The sequence below is a fragment of the Pseudorhodoferax sp. Leaf267 genome (assembly GCF_001422405.1).
Lineage (GTDB): Bacteria > Pseudomonadota > Gammaproteobacteria > Burkholderiales > Burkholderiaceae_C > Pseudorhodoferax.
Window position 1 is genome coordinate 127,197 of sequence record NZ_LMMV01000012.1, and the last position, 16,929, is coordinate 144,125.

The following is a 16,929-nucleotide window of genomic DNA, read 5'->3' on the forward strand; positions in this document are numbered from 1 at the left end:
CAGAAGGGGGCGCGGGCCCGCTGGCGGCGGGCGCATGGCCCAGGTGCGACGGGCTGCACCATAATCAAAAAACCGCCTGCAGCACGCGCATGAAGGATTCGCAAATTTTATCGGCCTTCCAGGAGCCTGCCCTGCCGCGTCGCCGCGTGCGCGCGCCAGCTGCGCTGGTGTTCGATGCCTGCAAGCCCGGCGTCGTGCTGCGCGCCGTGGTGTTCGTCGAGGCCGTGATGACGGTCGGCGCCATGTTCGGCACGGCCGACCCCCTGCAGTGGATGGAGCGCGTGGCGCTGCTCACGGCGGGCGCGCTGCCGGCCACGCTGCTGTGGCTGCTGGCGGCCTGCAGCGTCAAGCACCGCATGAGCCGGCTGGGCCGCAGGGCGCACTATCCGGTCGGTGTGGTGCTGGGCGTGCTGGCCGGCCTGGTGGCCTGCGCGCTGCTGGCCTCGCTGGGCCTGGCCGCCGAGCCGCCGTGGCTGGCCAGCGCATCGGCTGGGCTGCTGCTGTCGGTGCTGCTGGTGGCCGGGCTGGTGCTGCGCGCGCGCGGCCGCACGCCGGCGGCCACCGCAGCGCGCCTGTCGGAACTGCAGGCCCGGATCCGGCCGCATTTCCTGTTCAACACGCTGAACAGCGCCATCGCGCTGGTACGGGCCGAGCCGGCCCAGGCCGAGGCCTTGCTCGAGGACTTGGCGGATCTGTTCCGCCATGCGCTGGCGGACCCGGCCGAGGCCGTGAGCCTGGCACAGGAAATCTCGCTGGCTGAGCGCTACCTGGCCATCGAGCAGGTGCGCTTCGGCTCGCGGCTGCGCGTGCACTGGTCGCTGGACCCGGCGGCCGATCGCGCGCGACTGCCCCCGCTGCTGCTGCAGCCCCTCGTGGAGAACGCGGTCAAGCACGGCGTGGAGCCCAGCCCCGCCGGGGCCGAAGTGCACATCTCCAGCGAGCGCCGCGGCGCGACGGTGGTGATCAAGGTCGTCAACACGGTGCCGGCCGGGCAGGGCGCCAGCGGCCATGGCCTGGCGCTGGACAACGTGCGCAACCGGCTCGGACTGCTGCATGATGTGCAGGGCCAGTTCCAGGCGTCATTGCGGGGTGGCGTTTTCCAGGTACGCATCCAGGTGCCGGCATGAGGAGAAGCAAATGGCCTTGAAAGTGCTGATCGTCGACGACGAGCCGCTGGCGCGCATGCGGCTGCGCACGCTGCTGGGCGACTGCCATGCGCCTGCCGCGCTGGTCTGTGGCGAGGCCGGCAATGCGGCAGAGGCCTTGGCGCTGCTGCAACGCGAGGCCTTCGACGTGGCGCTGCTGGACATCCACATGCCCGGCAGCGACGGCCTGGTTCTGGCCAACAGCCTGCGCTCGCTTCCCGTGCCGCCGGCCGTGGTCTTCGTGACCGCCTATGCCCAGCACGCGCTGCAGGCCTTCGAGGTCGAGGCGACGGACTACCTCACCAAGCCGGTGCGGCTGCAGCGGCTGCAGCATGCCTTGCAGAAGGTGGAGCGCCAGCGCGGCCTGGCCAGCGCGCCCAGCCCGGCGGAGCCCGATGAAGTCATCCTGATCCAGGACCGCGGGCGCACCGAGCGCGTGCCGCTGTCGCAGGTGCTGTACCTGAAGGCCGAGCTCAAGTACGTGACCGTGCGCACGCTGGCGCGCAGCTACATCCTGGACGGAGCGCTCAGCGAACTGGAGACGCGGCACCCTGCGCAGTTCGTGCGCATCCACCGCAACGCGCTGGTGGCCCGGCGAGCCTTGCGCGCGCTGGAGAAGCACCACGACCCGGAAGAGGGCGACGGCTGGGCCGTGCGCCTGCATGGACTGGACGAGCCGCTGGCCGTATCGCGGCGCCAGCTCGCGGCGGTGCGCGAGGTGCTGGCGGCTTGAGCGGGCTGCGCGCGCAGGCCGGTGTCCTACACTGCCGCCCACTCGAAAGGGACGGCATATGAAGTGGAACGACATCGGCGTGGGCCGCAGGCTCTGGTTGGTGGTGCTGGGGCTGATGTTCACCATGCTGGCCATCGCGGCCTGGGCACAGCTGCATTCGGCGCGCGTCATGGACGAAGCGCTGCACACCCTCGCGACCTACGAATCCAGGATCTCCGATGCGTTGCGCTGGCGCGGCATGACCGAGACCGCGACCACGATGGTCGTGGGCAGCGCCGTCACCACCGACGCGAACCTGGCCGCGGCCTACGACACGCGCGTGAAGGCGTTGATCGCGCAGATCTCCACGGTGCAGCAGCGCATCGTCCAGGGTGCAACCGGCGCGCAGGACCAGGCAGCGTTGCAGGCCATCGCCGCGGAGCGCACGCGCGTGCTGGCGCTGACCGCGCGCGCCGGTGAGCTCAAGCAGGCCGGCGGCGATATGCAGGGCTTCGTCGCGCGCGAGTACCAGCCGGGCATCGCGGTCTACCTGAAGACGCTGGACGATTTCGTGGCGTTGCAGGAGCGCCAGCGCGACAGCGCCGTCCAGGCTGCTGCGGCGCAGCGGCGGACCGGCTCCTTCCTGGGCCTGGGCATCGTCGGCCTGGTGTTCGTGGCCGGCCTGGTGCTTGCCGCGGCGCTGGTGCGCTCCATCGTGCGCCCGTTGCAGAGCGCCGTGGCGGCTGCCAATGCGATCGCAGCGGGCGATCTCACGCTGACGCTGGAGGCGTCGCGGCGCGACGAGTTCGGCCGGCTGCTGGCCGCGCTGTCCACCATGACCGCCCGGCTGCGCCATCTGGTCGGCGATGTGCGCGACGGCGTGGATGCGGTGTCCACGGCCTCGGCGCAGATCGCCAGCGGCAACCAGGACCTGTCCTCGCGCACCGAGCAGGCCGCCTCCAGCCTGCAGCAGACAGCGGCCAGCATGGAGCAGCTGACGAGCACGGTGTCGCAGTCGGCTGACACCGCGCGCCAGGCCAACCAGCTGGTGGCCACGGCGGCGCAGGCCGCCACCCACGGCGGCGAGATCGTGAGCCAGGTGGTGCGCAGCATGCAGGACATCACGGAGTCGTCACGCAAGATCGCCGACATCATCGGCACCATCGACGCCATCGCGTTCCAGACCAACATCCTGGCCTTGAACGCGGCCGTGGAGGCCGCGCGCGCGGGCGAGCAGGGCCGCGGCTTCGCGGTCGTGGCCTCCGAGGTGCGTGCATTGGCAGGCCGCTCCGCGCAGGCCGCCAAGGAGATCAAGCAGCTGATCGGCGCGTCGGTGCAGACCGTGGAGTCGGGCTCGCAGCAGGTTGCGCACGCGGGCCGGTCCATGGGCGAGATCGTGTCCAGCGTGCGCCGTGTCAGCGACCTGATCGGCGAGATCAGCGCCTCGTCGACCGAGCAGCGCGACGGCATCGCGCAGGTCAACCACGCGGTGAACCACCTGGACCAGATGACGCAGCAGAACGCCGCGCTGGTCGAGGAGTCGGCCGCCGCGGCAACGGGGCTGCGCGACCAGGCGCAGCGCTTGTCGCAGGTGGTGGCGGTGTTCAACGTCGGCAGCATGGCCGTCGCCGCCCCGGCGGTTGCGCCACCGGCCCCGGTGGCGGCGCGCGCGCCCGCTGCGCCGCCGCGCGTGCCGGCCCGGCGGCCCGCGGCCGCGCCGCCGGGCGCACCCAGGATCGCGGCCAGGCGCGCGGCAGCCACGACCCAGGCGCCGGCGCTGCCCACGGGCCGGGTGCCCGCAGCGCCCAAGCCCAGGCCAGCCGGCCAGGGCAGCGATGGCGATTGGGAGAGCTTTTAGTCTTGGTGGATACGCCACCACCGCAGACGGCAGGCCAGGGCGCTCCGGCCCCTACGGCCCTTGCGCCACTGACCTCGATCCGCGGCATCGCCGCGCTGGCCGTGGTGCTGCTGCACATCAACGACACCTTCCGCCACGAGCATCTGGTGTTTTTGCGCGCCTTCGAGAACGGCTGGCTCGGCGTGGACCTGTTCTTCGTGCTCAGCGGTTTCATCATGGCGCATGTCTACACCCGCACGCCGGTACGTGGCCGGGCCGGTGCCTTCACGATCGCGTTCCTGCAGGCGCGGCTGGCGCGCATCTACCCGCTGCACCTGGCCACGTTGCTGGCGGCGTTGGCGCTGGTGCTGTGGCTGCCCGGCTTCGGGCCGCGTTACCCGACCTACTTCGGCGCCGGCTCCTTCGTGCTGAACCTGCTGCTGGTGCAGAACTGGGGCTTCATCGGCTCGTCCTGGAACATGGTGTCGTGGTCGATCAGCGCCGAGTGGTTCATGTACCTGTTGTTCCCGCTCATGCTGCTGGCCAGGCAGGCCCTGTGGCCGGCCTCGGAGCGGCGCGCCGCGGCCCTGGTGTTCGTGCTGATTGCCTGCACCCTGGGCCTGCACCATGCCGTGATCCTGGCGCGTGGCTGGAGCGACTACGGCGGCATGTCGGCCAGCGGCATGGTGCGGGTGTTCTTCGAGTTCGTGCTGGGCTTTCTGGTCTACCACGTGCGGGACCGGCTGCATCCGCGCCCAGGCGGCCTCGTGTTCGAGGTCTACGGCCTGGCGCTGTGGGCCGCGGTGCTGCTGGCCTTCCTCGACCGGCGCTACTGGTTCGTGTTCGTGCCGGCCGTGGCGATGCTGATCGCGACCTTGGGCAGCAACCGCGGCATCACGGCGCGGCTGTTGGGCCTGCGGCCCATGGTCTACCTTGGCGAGATCTCGTTCTCGCTCTACATGTGGCACTGGCTCGTGATCCAGGTGCACAACCTGCTGCGCGACCAGGGGCCGCTGGCGATCGACAGCCGCGTCGGCATCTACCTGCAGTGCCTGAGCATGGCGCTGCTGTCGCTGCTGCTGGCGGCGCTGTCGTACGCCTGGATCGAGAAGCCGGCCAGGGCCTGGATCAACCGGCGTGCAGCGCGGGCACGCGGCCAGCGCGTGACGGGCCGCGCCCAGGACATCAAGGCCTGAGAGCCCGGGGCGCTCAGCCCGCCATGCCTTCCACCAGGAAGCGCACGCGCCGGTTGCCCTGCCACTCGTCGGTCTCCAGCCGGAACGCCAGCACGGCGCGGTCGGGCAGCGGCTCGACGCGGCCGAACCAGATGCCGTCCACGGGCTGGCCCTGGTGCCTGAGCTTGAGCGCCAGGTGCTTCTCGCCGACCAGGCGTTGCGACACCACCTCGACCTCTTCGCTGAAGGTGGGCGCGGCGAAGCCCTGGCCCCAGACCTCGCGGTGCAGCGTGTCGACCATGTCGGCGCGCCGGTACTCGGGCGCCAGCGGGCCGTCGGTGTCCAGGCGGCGCGTGAGCGCGGCCTCGTCCAGCCACTCGGCGGCGATCTGGCGCAGGCCGGCATCGAATTCGGGCCAGCGCTCGGCGTTGACCGTGCAGCCGGCCGCCATGGCGTGGCCGCCGAAGCGCAGCAGCACGCCGGGGTGGCGCTTGGCCAGCAGGTCCAGCGCATCGCGCAGGTGGAAGCCGGGGATGGAGCGGCCCGAGCCCTTGAGCTCGCCTGCGTGGCCCGGCGCGCGCGAAGCGGCGAACACGAAGCTGGGGCGGTGCAGCCGGTCCTTCAGGCGCGAGGCGACGATGCCGACCACGCCCTCGTGGAAGTCGGCGTCGTAGACACAGATGGCGGGCGGTGCGTCCTCGTCCTCACCGAACAGCGACTCGGCGATCAGCATGGCCTGCTCGCGCATGTCGCCCTCGATGCTGCGGCGTTCGCGGTTGATGCCGTCCAGTGTGCGGGCGAGCTCCGTGGCGCGGCCCATGTCATCGGTCAGCAGGCACTCGATGCCCAGCGTCATGTCGGCCAGGCGGCCGGCGGCGTTGATGCGCGGGCCCAGCGCGAAGCCGAAATCGAAGGTCGTGGCCTGCGCCGCCTTGCGGCCGGCGGCCTCGAACAGCGCGGCGATGCCGGGCTGCACATGGCCGGCGCGGATGCGCTTGAGGCCCTGGGCGACCAGGCGACGGTTGTTGCTATCCAGCCGCACGACGTCGGCCACCGTGCCGAGCGCGACCAGCGGCAACAGGGCGTCGAGCTTGGGCTGCTGCTCGGCGCTGAAGGCACCGCGCGTGCGCAGCTCCGCGCGCAGCGCCAGCAGCACGTAGAACATCACGCCGACGCCGGCCATGGACTTGCTCTCGAAGCCGCAGCCGGGCTGGTTCGGGTTCACGATGACCTCGGCCTCGGGCAGCGTGGGGGCGGGCAGGTGGTGGTCGGTCACCAGCACCTGCAGGCCCAGCGCGCGTGCACGGGCCACGCCGTCGATGCTGGCAATGCCGTTGTCGACCGTCACCAGCAGGTCGGCGCCGCTGGCGTGCACGCGCTCGGCGATGGGCGCGGTCAGGCCGTAGCCATCGACCACGCGGTCGGGCACCAGGTAGGCCACATGGCGCGCGCCCAGCAGGCGCAGGCCGCGCACGGCGACGGCGCAGGCCGTGGCGCCGTCGCAGTCGTAGTCGGCCACGACGCAGATGCGCGCGTCGCGCGCGATGGCGTCGGCCAGCAGGCGCGCAGCCTCGGGTGTGCCCTTGAGGCCCGACGGTGGCAACAGGCGCGTGAGGCCGTTGTCGAGTTCGTCGAAGGCCTGCACGCCACGCGCGGCATACAGGCGGGCCAGCAGCGGGTGCACGCCGGCCTGCTCCAGCGCCCAGGCGGCGCGCGGCGGGATGTCACGGCAGGCGATCTTCACAGCGCGCCCAGCAGGTCGTGCAAGCGCGGTTTGCGCCACAGGCCGCCAAGGCGCGCGAGCGTAGAACGTGGCGCGCTGCGCCAGGTCTGCAGCGAGCGCGCGCCGCACAGCGTCAGCACCACCGGCTGGCCGGCGCGCAGGCGCGCCAGCAAGGGCGCGCAATGCTGTGCATCGACCTGCTGCCAGGCTGCGGCCCAGGCCTGCCAGTCTTCGCGCAGCGCGCTCGGGGCCAGGTCCTGCACCAGCATGGGCCGGGCTGCATCGCGCGGCGCCGTGGCCGGCAAGGCGCCGCAGCCGCTCAGCCACAGGGCGTTGACGGGCGGCAGGCCCTGGCCTTCGCGCTCGGTGTTGACGGGGTGGGTGTAGAGCAGCATCTGCATCTCGTTGAGCAGCCGGCGCAGCAAGGGGCTGGCCGGCATCCAGGGGTTGAGGTCGATGCCGGCCACGCGGGCCGGCGAGGCCGTGGCCAGGTCGCGGAACGCCTCGCCCTGCGCCAGCCAGCGGCCCTCGTCCAGGCCATGCAGCACGATGCCGTCTTCGGCGAAATAGGGCGCCATGCTCGCGGTCAGCGCCTGGGCCTGCGCAGGGGGCAGGGCCAGGCCTTCGGCGTCGGACAGGCGCACATCGTTCATGCCCACGTCGAAGTGGCAGGGCGTGAGCCAGCCCCAGGCGGCGCCTCGTGGCGCGAGACCGGACCGCGTGGCCTGCAGCGCGGCCCACGGGATGCGCCCGTCCGCCACGGCCAGGCCCATGGCCTGCGCGAGCGCGCGCTCGTCCGGCGTGTCGAAGGCTTCGTCGGGCAGGTGTTCGATGGGCCCGGGCGTCAGCGCTGCCAGCAGGGCGCCGAGCTGGGGCAGTGGCAGCGTCCGCAGCAGTTCGCGGGCTTCAAGGTTGGTGCTGCCGGCGTGGGCGATCAGCAAGGGGGCGGTGTCCGACATGGGGGCGATTGTCCGGGATGCCACAATTCGCGGTTTTCGCTCTTCGACGAGTCTGCACCCCCGTCTATGCAAGTCCCCTACGAACTGGCGGTCGGCTGGCGTTACACGCGTGCCGGCCGCGCGACGCGGCGCAACGGCTTCATCTCCTTCATCTCCGGTGTCTCCATGCTGGGCATCGCGCTCGGCGTGGCCGCGCTGATCATCGTGCTGTCGGTGATGAACGGCTTCCAGAAGGAAGTGCGCGACCGCATGCTGGGCGTGGTCTCGCACGTGGAGATCTACGCGCCGCAGGGCGCGGCTTTGCCGGACGTGAACCGCACGCTGGCCGAGGCGCGGGGCAATCCCGCGGTGGTGGGCGCTGCGCCGTTCATCGCGAGCCAGGCGCTGATCGCGCGCGGCGAAGACATGAAGGGCGCCATCGTGCGCGGCATCGATCCGGCCACCGAGGGCCAGGTGACGGACGTGGCCGGCGGCGACCGCGCGGCCACGATCGCCAGGCTCAAACCGGGCGAGTTCGGCATCGTGCTGGGCGTGGAACTGGCGCGCAGCCTGGGCGTGCGCGAGGGCGACCCGGTCACGCTGGTCTCGCCGTCCGGCCAGGTCACGCCGGCTGGCATCGTGCCGCGGCTCAAGCAGATGACCGTGGTCGGCATGTTCGACTCCGGCCACTACGAGTACGACTCGTCGTTGGCCATGCTGCACATCGAGGACGCGGCGCGCCTGTTCCGTCTGGAAGGGCCCACCGGCGTGCGGCTCAAGCTGCGGGACCTGCACCAGGCCCGCACGGTGGCGATGGAACTGGCGCGCAGCCTCTCGGGCGACCTCCTGATCCGCGACTGGACGCGGCAGAACCAGACCTGGTTCGCAGCCGTGCAGCTCGAAAAACGCATGATGTTCATCATCCTCACGCTGATCGTGGCCGTGGCTGCGTTCAACCTGGTCAGCACCCTGGTGATGACCGTGACCGACAAGCGCGCCGACATCGCCATCCTGCGCACGCTGGGCGCGAGCCCCCGCAGCATCATGGGCATCTTCATGGTGCAGGGCGCCATGGTCGGCGTGATCGGCACGCTGGCCGGCCTGGCCCTGGGCCTGGGCATCGCCTACAACATCGACGTCATCGTGCCGGCGCTGGAGAAGCTGTTCTCGGCCAGCTTCCTGCCGCGCGAGGTCTACCTGATCAACCGCATGCCCAGCGATCCGCAGCAGAGCGACATCATGCCGATCGCCGTCATTTCGCTGATCCTGGCATTTCTGGCCACCATCTACCCGAGCTGGCGTGCCAGCCGCGTGAACCCGGCCGAGGCGCTGCGTTATGAGTGACGTGCAAGCCACCGCGGCACCCGCTGTGCTGCAGGCCCGCGGCCTCACCAAGCGCTTCCACGAAGGCCGGCTTGACGTGACCGTGCTGCAGGGCGTGGACCTGGACGTGCATCCCGGCGAGACGCTGGCCATCGTGGGCGCCTCCGGCTCGGGCAAGAGCACCTTGTTGCACCTGCTGGGCGGGCTGGATGCGCCCACGGCCGGCACGGTGCAGCTGGCCGGCCAGGCACTGGCGTCATTGAGCCCTGCGGCCCAGGGCGAGCTGCGCAACCGCGAACTCGGCTTCGTCTACCAGTTCCACCACCTGTTGCCCGAGTTCAGTGCCCAGGACAACGTGGCCATGCCGCTGTGGATCCGTCGCGAGACCAAGGCCGCCGCGGCCGAGCGCGCCGCCGCCATCCTGGGCGAGGTGGGCCTGGCCGAGCGCATGGCGCACCGGCCGGCCGAGCTGTCCGGTGGTGAACGCCAGCGCGTGGCGATCGCGCGTGCGCTGGTGGCCTCGCCGCGCTGCGTGCTGGCCGACGAGCCGACCGGCAACCTGGACCGCGGCACGGCCGAGGCCGTGTTCGGCATGATGCTGCGGCTCGCGCGCGAGCATGGCACCGCCTTCATCGTGGTCACGCATGACGAGTCGCTGGCCGCGCGCTGCGGCCGCTTGTTGCGGCTGAACCGTGGCGTGCTGACCGAGGCGGGCCGCTGAGGCTGTCGTTCAGCGCTGGCGTGCAGCGGCCTGCAGGCCGGGCGTGGTGCCGAACAGCGCTTCGCGCGCTTCTTCGCTGAGCACGGGGGCGCGCAGTTCGCGGCCTAGCGCCAGGCCGCGTTGCACGCCGGGGCGCTGCATCACCCGCTCGCTCCAGTGCGCCACGTGGGGGTAGTCGGCCAGGTCGATCTGCTGTGCCTTGTGCAGGCGGATCCACGGCAGCACTGCGATGTCGGCGATGGAGAACGCCGCGCCGGCCACGTGCTGGCCTGTATGCGCCAGCTGCTTGTCGAGCACGCCATACAGCCTGCGCACTTCCTTGCCATAGCGGTCGATGGCGTATGGCACGTCCTCGGTCGCATATTGCAGAAAGTGCCCGTTCTGGCTGGCCATCGGGCCCAGGCCCCCGATTTGCCACATCAGCCACTGCATGACCTGGAGCCGCTCGACGCCTTCCGCAGGCAGGAACTTGCCTGACTTTTCAGCGAGATAGACGAGGATGGCGCCACTCTCGGTCACGGTGAGAGGGTCGCGGCCCGAAGGTGGCTCGTCGTCCACGATGGCCGGCATCTTGTGGTGCTGGTTGATCAGCGCCACGAACTCAGGGGTGAATTGCTCCCCACGCCCGATGTTGACCGGCACCATGCGATACGGCATGCCGCACTCCTCCAGCATGATGGAGATCTTCCAGCCGTGCGGCGTTGGCCAATAGTGCAGTTCGATCATCGGGTTCGATTGTGTACGCGATTGGATTTGGTGTTCGATTTTGCGCTGGGGGATACAAGTATTTCACTGTTCGAATTGCATTTGGTAGGACAAGTCCGCGCCAGCACGCGCATAAAACGCCATCCTCAGGCTCTGCTGCATTGCAATAGTTCCTGCCGGCCGGCTACTGCACAATGTTTCCATGGCTGACGACGTACGCGCCTTGCCCGGCACCGGACCACTGGTCCTCGATTCCCCCCACAGCGGCACCGTCTACCCCGACGACTTCGCCCATGCCTGCGACGCGGCCGTGTTGCGGCGGGCCGAGGACACGCATGTGGAAAAGCTGTACGACTTCGCGCCCGGCCTGGGTGTGGCCTGGATCGAGGCACTGTTCCCGCGCAGCTACCTGGACGCGAACCGCGACCTGACCGAGATCGACGAGACGCTGCTCGATGCGCCCTGGCCCGGCCCGATCGCGACCGATGCACGCGTGCTGTCCAAGGTGCGGCTGGGCAAGGGGCTGATCTGGCGCACCACCGACGAGGGCACGCCGTTGTATGCGCGCAAGCTCTCCGTGGCCGAAGTGGAGGAGCGCATCGACCGCTGCTGGCGCCCCTACCACGCAGCCGTGGCCCGGGCCATCGACGCCGCCCATGCGGCCCACGGCTACAGCATCCACATCAACTGCCATTCCATGCCGGCCGTGGCCTCGCGTTTCGCCACCGATTTCCCGGGGCTGGCGCATGCCGATTTCGTGGTCGGCGACCGCGACGGCAGCACGGCCGACCCGGCGCTGTCGCAGGCCATCGTGGCGCACCTGCGTCACCTGGGTTACGACGTGGCCTACAACCACCCGTACAAGGGCGTGGAACTGGTGCGCCGCTATGGTGACCCCGCGCGGCATCGCCACAGCATCCAGATCGAGATCAACCGCAAGCTCTACATGGACGAGCAGACGCTGGCGCTGCATGCCGGTGCGGTGCCCTTGAAGGCGCATCTGCGCGCGCTGGTCGAGATGCTGCTGGCCACCGACCCGAGGGCGCCGTGATGGACCGTGTCGACCTGGTCGTCATCGGTGCCGGCGTGGTCGGGCTGGCCGTGGCCCGCGCGCTGGCGCTGTCCCCGGCCTTCGCCGGGCGTGAGGCCATGGTGCTGGAAGCTGCCGACGCCATCGGCACCGGCACCAGCTCGCGCAACAGCGAAGTCATCCACGCCGGCATCTACTACGCCGCCGGTTCGCTCAAGGCGCAGCTGTGCGTGCGCGGCAAGCAGATGCTTTACGCGTACTGCGCAGAACGCGGCATCGCCCACAGCCCCTGCGGCAAGCTCATCGTCGCCACCGATACCGCGCAGATCGACCAGCTGCAAGGCATCATCGCCAAGGCGGCGGCCAACGGTGTGGACGATCTGGTGCTGCTGTCGGCGCAAGACGCGCGCGCCATGGAGCCGCAGCTGCGCTGCACGGCTGCGATCCATTCGCCAAGCACGGGCATCATCGACAGCCACGCGCTGATGCTGGCTCTGCAGGGCGATTTCGAGAACGCTGGCGGCCTTGTCGCGCTGAACACGCCGCTATCCCGTGCGCGCTGCACGGCCCAGGGCATCGTGCTCCAGATGCAGGACGGCACCGAGCTGCTGGCCGGCACGGTGGTCAATGCGGCGGGCCTGTCGGCGCAGGCTCTGGCACACCGCATCGACGGCCTGCCAGCGCGCCACGTGCCGCCCAGCCACTTCGCCAAGGGCAACTACTTCACGCTGTCGGGCCGCGCGCCGTTCTCGCGCCTGATCTACCCCGCGCCCGAGGCCGCCGGCCTAGGCGTGCACCTGACGCTGGACCTGGGCGGCCAGGCCAAGTTCGGCCCCGACGTGCAGTGGGTCACGTCGCCGGATGACCTGGTGGTGGACCCGCGCCGCGGCGATGCCTTCTATGCCGAGGTGCGCAAATACTGGCCCGGGCTGCCGGACGGCGCGCTGGTGCCGGGCTATGCCGGCATGCGCCCGAAGATCCAGGCGCCGCACGAGCCGGCGCGTGACTTCATGGTGCAGGGGCCTGCCGAACACGGCGTGGCCGGCCTGGTGAATCTGTTCGGCATCGAATCGCCGGGGCTCACGAGTTCGCTGGCCATCGGGGAGCGCGTGGCAGCGCTGCTGGCGACGCGCTGAGGGCTTCAGGAATCCGGCGGTGGATCCAGCGCCATCGGCACGGTGGGCTGGAAATCGACCGGGGCGTCGCTCTCCTTCGGCTGCTCCGCTGCCCGGTGGTTGCGCAGCAAGCGCAACTCGCCCGGAATGCCATAGCCAAAGCCCTGCCGGCTGCCGTCGCGCTGGTCGGCGAGCAGCTCGTCCAGGTAGTCGACGCAGCGCTCCTCCAGGCTCCACAGCGCCGCAATCTTGTTCACGACACGCGGATAGTGTTGCGCGCACTTGAACGGGCGGATCTCGCGGGGCAGGCTCTTGAGCCACAGCAACGTGAAGCTCTGCAGCTCGTCGTCGAGCAGCTGCGGCTTGCGCTTCCACTCGGTTGGCGCAGCGGCAGGGCCGCCCGTCGCAGGCGCAGGAGGCTTGGAAAACACCGGCTTGTTCATGGGTTGGCGTCAATGCGTGTGCGGGAACACGTGACGACCAGTGTAGTGTGCACACGCAGGGGCGTCTGTCGGCGGCGGGCGCGTGGCCATGCCTGGTGCTGCAGGCGCGGCATGCCGGGTGCTCAAGCGCTGCGCTGCACGCGCAGCAGGCTGAACATGCCGGCGCAGGTGGCCAGCGCGGCAGCCATGCCCAGCGCAATCTTGGCGCCGGCCCCGTGGCCGGCCTGCAGCGCCGGCACGCTGAACACGATGGCCAGCAGCACGGCGCCGATGCTCTGGCCCGTGAGCCGCGCCGTGCCCAGCATGCCGCTGGCGCCACCGGCACGGTGGGGCGGGGCCGAAGTCACGATCGTGTAGTTGTTGGGCGACTGGAACAGGGCGAAGCCGATGCCGCACAAGGCCATGCGCCAGGCGATGTCGGCGTTGTGCGGCGCTGCGGGCAGCATGGCGAGCAAGGCCAGGCCGCAGGCCATGGTCCACATGCCGATGGCGCCCAGCAGGCCAGCTGGCACGCGCCCGATCAGTCGGCCGGCGATGGGCGCCGTGACGATGCTGCCGAGCGGCCAGGCCGTGATCAGCAGGCCGGTGTCCACATGCGAGCGGCCATAGCCTTCGAGCAGCAGGAAGGGCAGGGCAATGTTGGACAACATCTGCGCCGCGAACGCCGTGACCGAGCTGCACATGGACAGCGCGAAGATGCGGATGCGCAGCAGGTCCACCGGGAACAGCGGCACGGCCTGGCCCAGCTGCCGGCGCACGTAGACCACGCCGATCGCAAGCCCGGCCAGCAGCAGGGCGGCGGCCATCGCCATGGCGCTGGCGCCGCCCGGCGCACCGGCGCGGGTGCCCAGCGTGTCCACGCCCAGGAAGATCAGCGCGAACATGGCCGCGTTCAGCAGCACGTCGAGCAGCGACAGGCCGTCGGCCTTCTGCGGGCCCGGCGGGTTCGACGGGAGCGCGCGCGCGCCCAGCACCAGCAGCGCGCCGGCCAGCGGCAGGTTGATGGCGAACAGCCAGGGCCAGCTGGCCACCGACAGCACCGCCGCCGCGACGCTGGGGCCGGCCACCGAGGCCACCGCCACGGTCATGGAGTTGATCGCGATGCCGCGGCCCAGCATGGCGCGCGGATAGGTCAGGCGCACCAGCGCCGAGTTCACGCCCATCACGCCGGCCGCGCCCATGCCCTGCACGGCGCGCGAGGCGACCAGCATGCCCATGCTGTCGGCCAGCACGCAGCCCAGCGAGCCCAGCAGCAGCACCGCCAGGCCCCACAGATAGACCTTGCGGTAGCCCAGCAGGTCGCCGAGCTTGGCGCAGGGCAGCAGCAGCGTCAGCACGCCGAGCTGGTAGGCGTTGACGATCCAGATCGCGTCCGAGGCCGGCCGCTGCAGGTCGCGCGCGATGCCGGGCAACGCGAGGTTCACGACCGTGGCGTCCAGCACCGAGATCGCGATGCCCAGCAGGATCACCGCCATCGCCCAGTAGCGAGCGGGTGTGGGCAGGCCGTCTGCGGGGGCAGGTGCGGCCATCAGGCCTTGCGGTCGCGGATGGCGATGGCCGCCTCACGCACCAGCGCCGGGCCCTGGTAGATCAGGCCGGTGTAGATCTGCACCAGGTCGGCGCCGGCTTCGATCTTGGTCAGCGCATCGCGCGCGCTGAGCACGCCGCCCACGCCGATGATGGGGAACTGCGACCCCAGCGCCTGGCGTAGCTGCGTGATCACGCGGTTGCTGGCGGCCAGCAGCGGTGCGCCCGACAGCCCGCCGGTTTCCTCGGCATGCTCCAGGCCTTGCACGCGGTCGCGCGCCAGCGTGGTGTTGGTGGCGATCAGGCCCCAGCCCAGGTTGTCGGCGGCGGCGTCCGCGGCGTGGTAGCGCTGCAGTGTGGCGGCGATCACGGCGACCTGGCCTTCGTCCAGGTCGGGCGCGATCTTCACGAACAGCGGCACGCGGCGCAGCACCTGGCGCCCGGCCGCGTCGGTCGTCGCGTGTTCGCGCGCCAGCAGCGCGCGGCGCTCGGCCAGCGCGCCCAGCAGTGCGTCCAGCGCGGCATCGGCCTGCAGCGTGCGCAGGTTCTGCGTGTTCGGGCTGGAGATGTTGATGGTCACGTAGTCGGCATGCGGGTAGACGCCGGCCAGGCCCGCCAGATAGTCGTCGGTCGCGCGCTCGGTCGGCGTGGCCGCATTCTTGCCAATGTTCAGGCCCAGCAGCAGGGGCTGGCCGGGCTGCTGGCGGAACCGGGCGCGCTGCACGTTGGCGATGAAGGCGTCCAGGCCTTCGTTGTTGAAGCCCAGCCGGTTGATCAGGGCCTGGGCGCGCGGCAGCCGGAACATGCGCGGCTTGGGGTTGCCAGGCTGGGCCTTGGGCGTGACGGTCCCGACCTCGACGAAGCCAAAGCCGAGCGCGCCCAGCGCGTCGATGCAGCGCGCGTTCTTGTCCAGGCCCGCGGCCAGGCCCACGCGGTTGGGGAAGGACAGGCCGGCGACAGTCACCGGGTCGGCGACGCGCTTGTCGCACCAGGCCCAGGCCAGCGGTGTGCCATGCATGGAGGCCAGCGCGCCCATGGTGGCCTCGTGCGCGGTTTCGGCGTCCAGGCCGAACAGGAATGGCCGGGCCAGGGCGTAGGTGAGCCGGGAAGGCAACAGGGGCATCGGATAATTCTCGGCTCGTTCAGACAACCGGCGGATTCTCCCAGATGACTTCTTCCTCACCCCTGTCCCAAGACCAGCTCAAGGCCCTGGTCGGCCGCGCCGCACTGGCCTACGTCGTGCCCGGCGAGATCCTGGGAGTCGGCACCGGCTCCACGGTGAACTGCTTCATCGATGCATTGGCCGATCTGCGCGACCGCATCCCGGGCGCCGTGTCCAGTTCCGAAGCCAGCACGGCGCGGCTCCAGGCGTTGGGCATCGCCGTGTTCGATGCGAATGCGGTCGGCGAGATCGCGGTCTACGTGGACGGTGCCGATGAGATCGACGGCGAAGGCCACATGGTCAAGGGCGGCGGCGCGGCGCTCACGCGCGAGAAGATCGTGGCCGCGCAGTCGCGCCGCTTCGTCTGCATCGCCGATGCGTCCAAGAAGGTCCCGGTGCTGGGGCGATTCCCGGTCCCGGTGGAGGTGGTGCCCATGGCTGCGCAACAGCTCGTGCGCCGGTTCGCGGCCATGGGCGGCACGGCCACGCTGCGCCTGCGCAAGGGCGAGGACCAGCCGCTGGTGACCGACAACGGCCAGCACATCCTGGACGTGGCGGGCCTGCAGATCGCCGACCCGGTGCGCTTCGAGACAGAGGTCAGCCAGTGGCCTGGCGTGGTGACGGTGGGCGTGTTCGCGCACCAGCGCGCCCAGGTCTGCCTGCTGGGCACGCCCGAGGGCGTGCGCACGCTGACGTTCTGAGCATGCGCGGCGGGCTCAGAACGTGATGCCGGCGGGGTTCGGGGGGGCAGGGGGCGGTGCTGGCGCGGCCTTGGCCGGTGCGGGTGGCGCCGTGGCCGAGGCGGGCGCCATGGGCGTGCGGACGGCGACCAGCGGCGTCGGTGCTGCAGGCCGGTACTGTGCCGGCAGCTGCGAGGTGCTGGGGTAGCCCGCGGCGTCCAGGAACTGGCTCCACTCGAGGTCAGAAAACCCCTTGAGCTGCTGGCCGCCGATGCTGCCGAACGGCAGGCTGGTGTCGCCGCTCAGGCGCCGCAGCGCCTCGATGTCGTCATTGCTGTTCACGGTTCGCTCGGTGAACGGCACACCGCGCGCCAGCAGCAACTGGCGTGCGCTGTCGCAGGGTGTGCAGTCCGCACCGGTGTACAGCGTCACCGGGAAGCGGTTGACCACCTGCTGCAGGGCATAGGGCAGGGCTGGCCCGGATGCGGAAGCGCTGCCCTGCGGGCTGGGCCGGGCCGTGGCCTGGCCGGCGGCAGTCGGTGGAGGCGGCCGGTCGGAGAAGGTCACGCGCCCGTCGGGGCCGACGCTGCGGTAAACCGTCTGTGCAGCCACGCTCCCGGCCACCAGCAGCAGCCCATGGCCCACCAGCAGGGCCAGCGTCTTCGGAGTCAGGCGCAGGTGCTGCATGCGGTC

16 protein-coding genes are annotated in these 16,929 nt (G+C 70.8%); 9 read left to right on the plus strand and 7 right to left on the minus strand.

The genetic code is table 11. The features are described 5' to 3' along the window. The first annotated feature begins 89 nt into the window (after positions 1-89). From ASF43_RS12460 to ASF43_RS12475, 4 genes are read left to right on the plus strand one after another with little or no spacing between them, the layout of a single operon-like run. Positions 90-1,127, plus strand: coding sequence for a sensor histidine kinase (locus ASF43_RS12460; protein ID WP_056181208.1), 1,038 nt, complete (start codon positions 90-92; stop codon positions 1,125-1,127). Positions 1,128-1,137: 10 nt separating this feature from the next. Next, complete coding sequence (locus tag ASF43_RS12465; protein ID WP_200932519.1) at positions 1,138-1,878, plus strand: LytTR family DNA-binding domain-containing protein; 741 nt, start codon at positions 1,138-1,140, stop codon at positions 1,876-1,878. A 58-nt stretch (positions 1,879-1,936) separates the two neighbouring features. Next, positions 1,937-3,715, plus strand: coding sequence for a methyl-accepting chemotaxis protein (locus tag ASF43_RS12470; RefSeq protein ID WP_056181211.1), 1,779 nt, complete (start codon positions 1,937-1,939; stop codon positions 3,713-3,715). 5 nt (positions 3,716-3,720) lie between these two features. After that, the gene (locus ASF43_RS12475) at positions 3,721-4,890 is read left to right on the plus strand and encodes an acyltransferase (protein WP_162241804.1); all 1,170 of its coding nucleotides are present in this window, start codon (positions 3,721-3,723) and stop codon (positions 4,888-4,890) included. Between the two features lie 13 nt (positions 4,891-4,903). Here the strand turns inward: ASF43_RS12475 and recJ are convergent, their stop codons facing one another. Both recJ and ASF43_RS12485 read right to left on the minus strand, forming a co-directional pair. Then, a complete protein-coding gene (gene recJ, locus ASF43_RS12480) occupies positions 4,904-6,613 on the minus strand; it encodes a single-stranded-DNA-specific exonuclease RecJ (protein WP_056181216.1) in 1,710 nt (569 codons plus the stop codon). After that, on the minus strand, positions 6,610-7,551 hold the full coding sequence (locus ASF43_RS12485; protein ID WP_056181219.1) for a hypothetical protein: 942 nt from the start codon (positions 7,549-7,551) through the stop codon (positions 6,610-6,612). Before ASF43_RS12485 ends, recJ begins: the two co-directional genes overlap by 4 nt. A 66-nt stretch (positions 7,552-7,617) precedes the next feature. Between ASF43_RS12485 and ASF43_RS12490 the strand changes: the two genes are divergently transcribed. Both ASF43_RS12490 and lolD read left to right on the plus strand, forming a co-directional pair. After that, positions 7,618-8,874, plus strand: a complete 1,257-nt coding sequence (locus ASF43_RS12490) for a lipoprotein-releasing ABC transporter permease subunit (protein ID WP_056181224.1) — start codon at positions 7,618-7,620, stop codon at positions 8,872-8,874. Then, positions 8,867-9,574 carry a lipoprotein-releasing ABC transporter ATP-binding protein LolD gene (gene lolD / locus ASF43_RS12495; protein ID WP_056181227.1) on the plus strand — a complete coding sequence of 236 codons (708 nt, stop codon included), beginning with the start codon at positions 8,867-8,869 and terminating at the stop codon, positions 9,572-9,574. Before ASF43_RS12490 ends, lolD begins: the two co-directional genes overlap by 8 nt. Positions 9,575-9,583: 9 nt before the next feature. Here the strand turns inward: lolD and ASF43_RS12500 are convergent, their stop codons facing one another. Beyond that, entirely contained in the window at positions 9,584-10,300 is a 717-nt protein-coding gene (locus tag ASF43_RS12500; protein ID WP_056181230.1) for a glutathione binding-like protein, read from the minus strand. Between the two features lie 181 nt (positions 10,301-10,481). Between ASF43_RS12500 and ASF43_RS12505 the strand changes: the two genes are divergently transcribed. Further along, a complete protein-coding gene (locus ASF43_RS12505; protein ID WP_056181234.1) occupies positions 10,482-11,330 on the plus strand; it encodes an N-formylglutamate amidohydrolase in 849 nt (282 codons plus the stop codon). Beyond that, entirely contained in the window at positions 11,330-12,445 is a 1,116-nt protein-coding gene (locus ASF43_RS12510; protein ID WP_056181236.1) for an NAD(P)/FAD-dependent oxidoreductase, read from the plus strand. The genes ASF43_RS12505 and ASF43_RS12510 overlap by 1 nt, the downstream gene beginning before the upstream one ends. 5 nt (positions 12,446-12,450) lie before the next feature. Here ASF43_RS12510 and ASF43_RS12515 read toward each other — a convergent pair whose 3' ends face one another. The 3 genes from ASF43_RS12515 to ASF43_RS12525 all read right to left on the minus strand — a co-directional run bounded on the left by ASF43_RS12515 (position 12,451) and on the right by ASF43_RS12525 (position 15,517). After that, positions 12,451-12,867 (minus strand): hypothetical protein, encoded by a 417-nt coding sequence (locus tag ASF43_RS12515; RefSeq protein ID WP_056181240.1) that lies wholly within the window; start codon positions 12,865-12,867, stop codon positions 12,451-12,453. A 122-nt stretch (positions 12,868-12,989) separates the two neighbouring features. Further along, positions 12,990-14,396, minus strand: coding sequence for an MFS transporter (locus tag ASF43_RS12520; RefSeq protein ID WP_056181243.1), 1,407 nt, complete (start codon positions 14,394-14,396; stop codon positions 12,990-12,992). Beyond that, a complete protein-coding gene (locus tag ASF43_RS12525; protein WP_056181246.1) occupies positions 14,396-15,517 on the minus strand; it encodes a quinone-dependent dihydroorotate dehydrogenase in 1,122 nt (373 codons plus the stop codon). The genes ASF43_RS12520 and ASF43_RS12525 overlap by 1 nt, the downstream gene beginning before the upstream one ends. Before the next feature lie 44 nt (positions 15,518-15,561). Between ASF43_RS12525 and rpiA the strand changes: the two genes are divergently transcribed. After that, complete coding sequence (gene rpiA / locus ASF43_RS12530; protein ID WP_056181248.1) at positions 15,562-16,257, plus strand: ribose-5-phosphate isomerase RpiA; 696 nt, start codon at positions 15,562-15,564, stop codon at positions 16,255-16,257. Between the two features lie 15 nt (positions 16,258-16,272). On the opposite strand, the gene ASF43_RS12535 is transcribed toward rpiA, so the two are convergent. Further along, the gene (locus ASF43_RS12535; protein ID WP_056181252.1) at positions 16,273-16,923 is read right to left on the minus strand and encodes a glutaredoxin family protein; all 651 of its coding nucleotides are present in this window, start codon (positions 16,921-16,923) and stop codon (positions 16,273-16,275) included. Positions 16,924-16,929 lie beyond the last annotated feature (6 nt).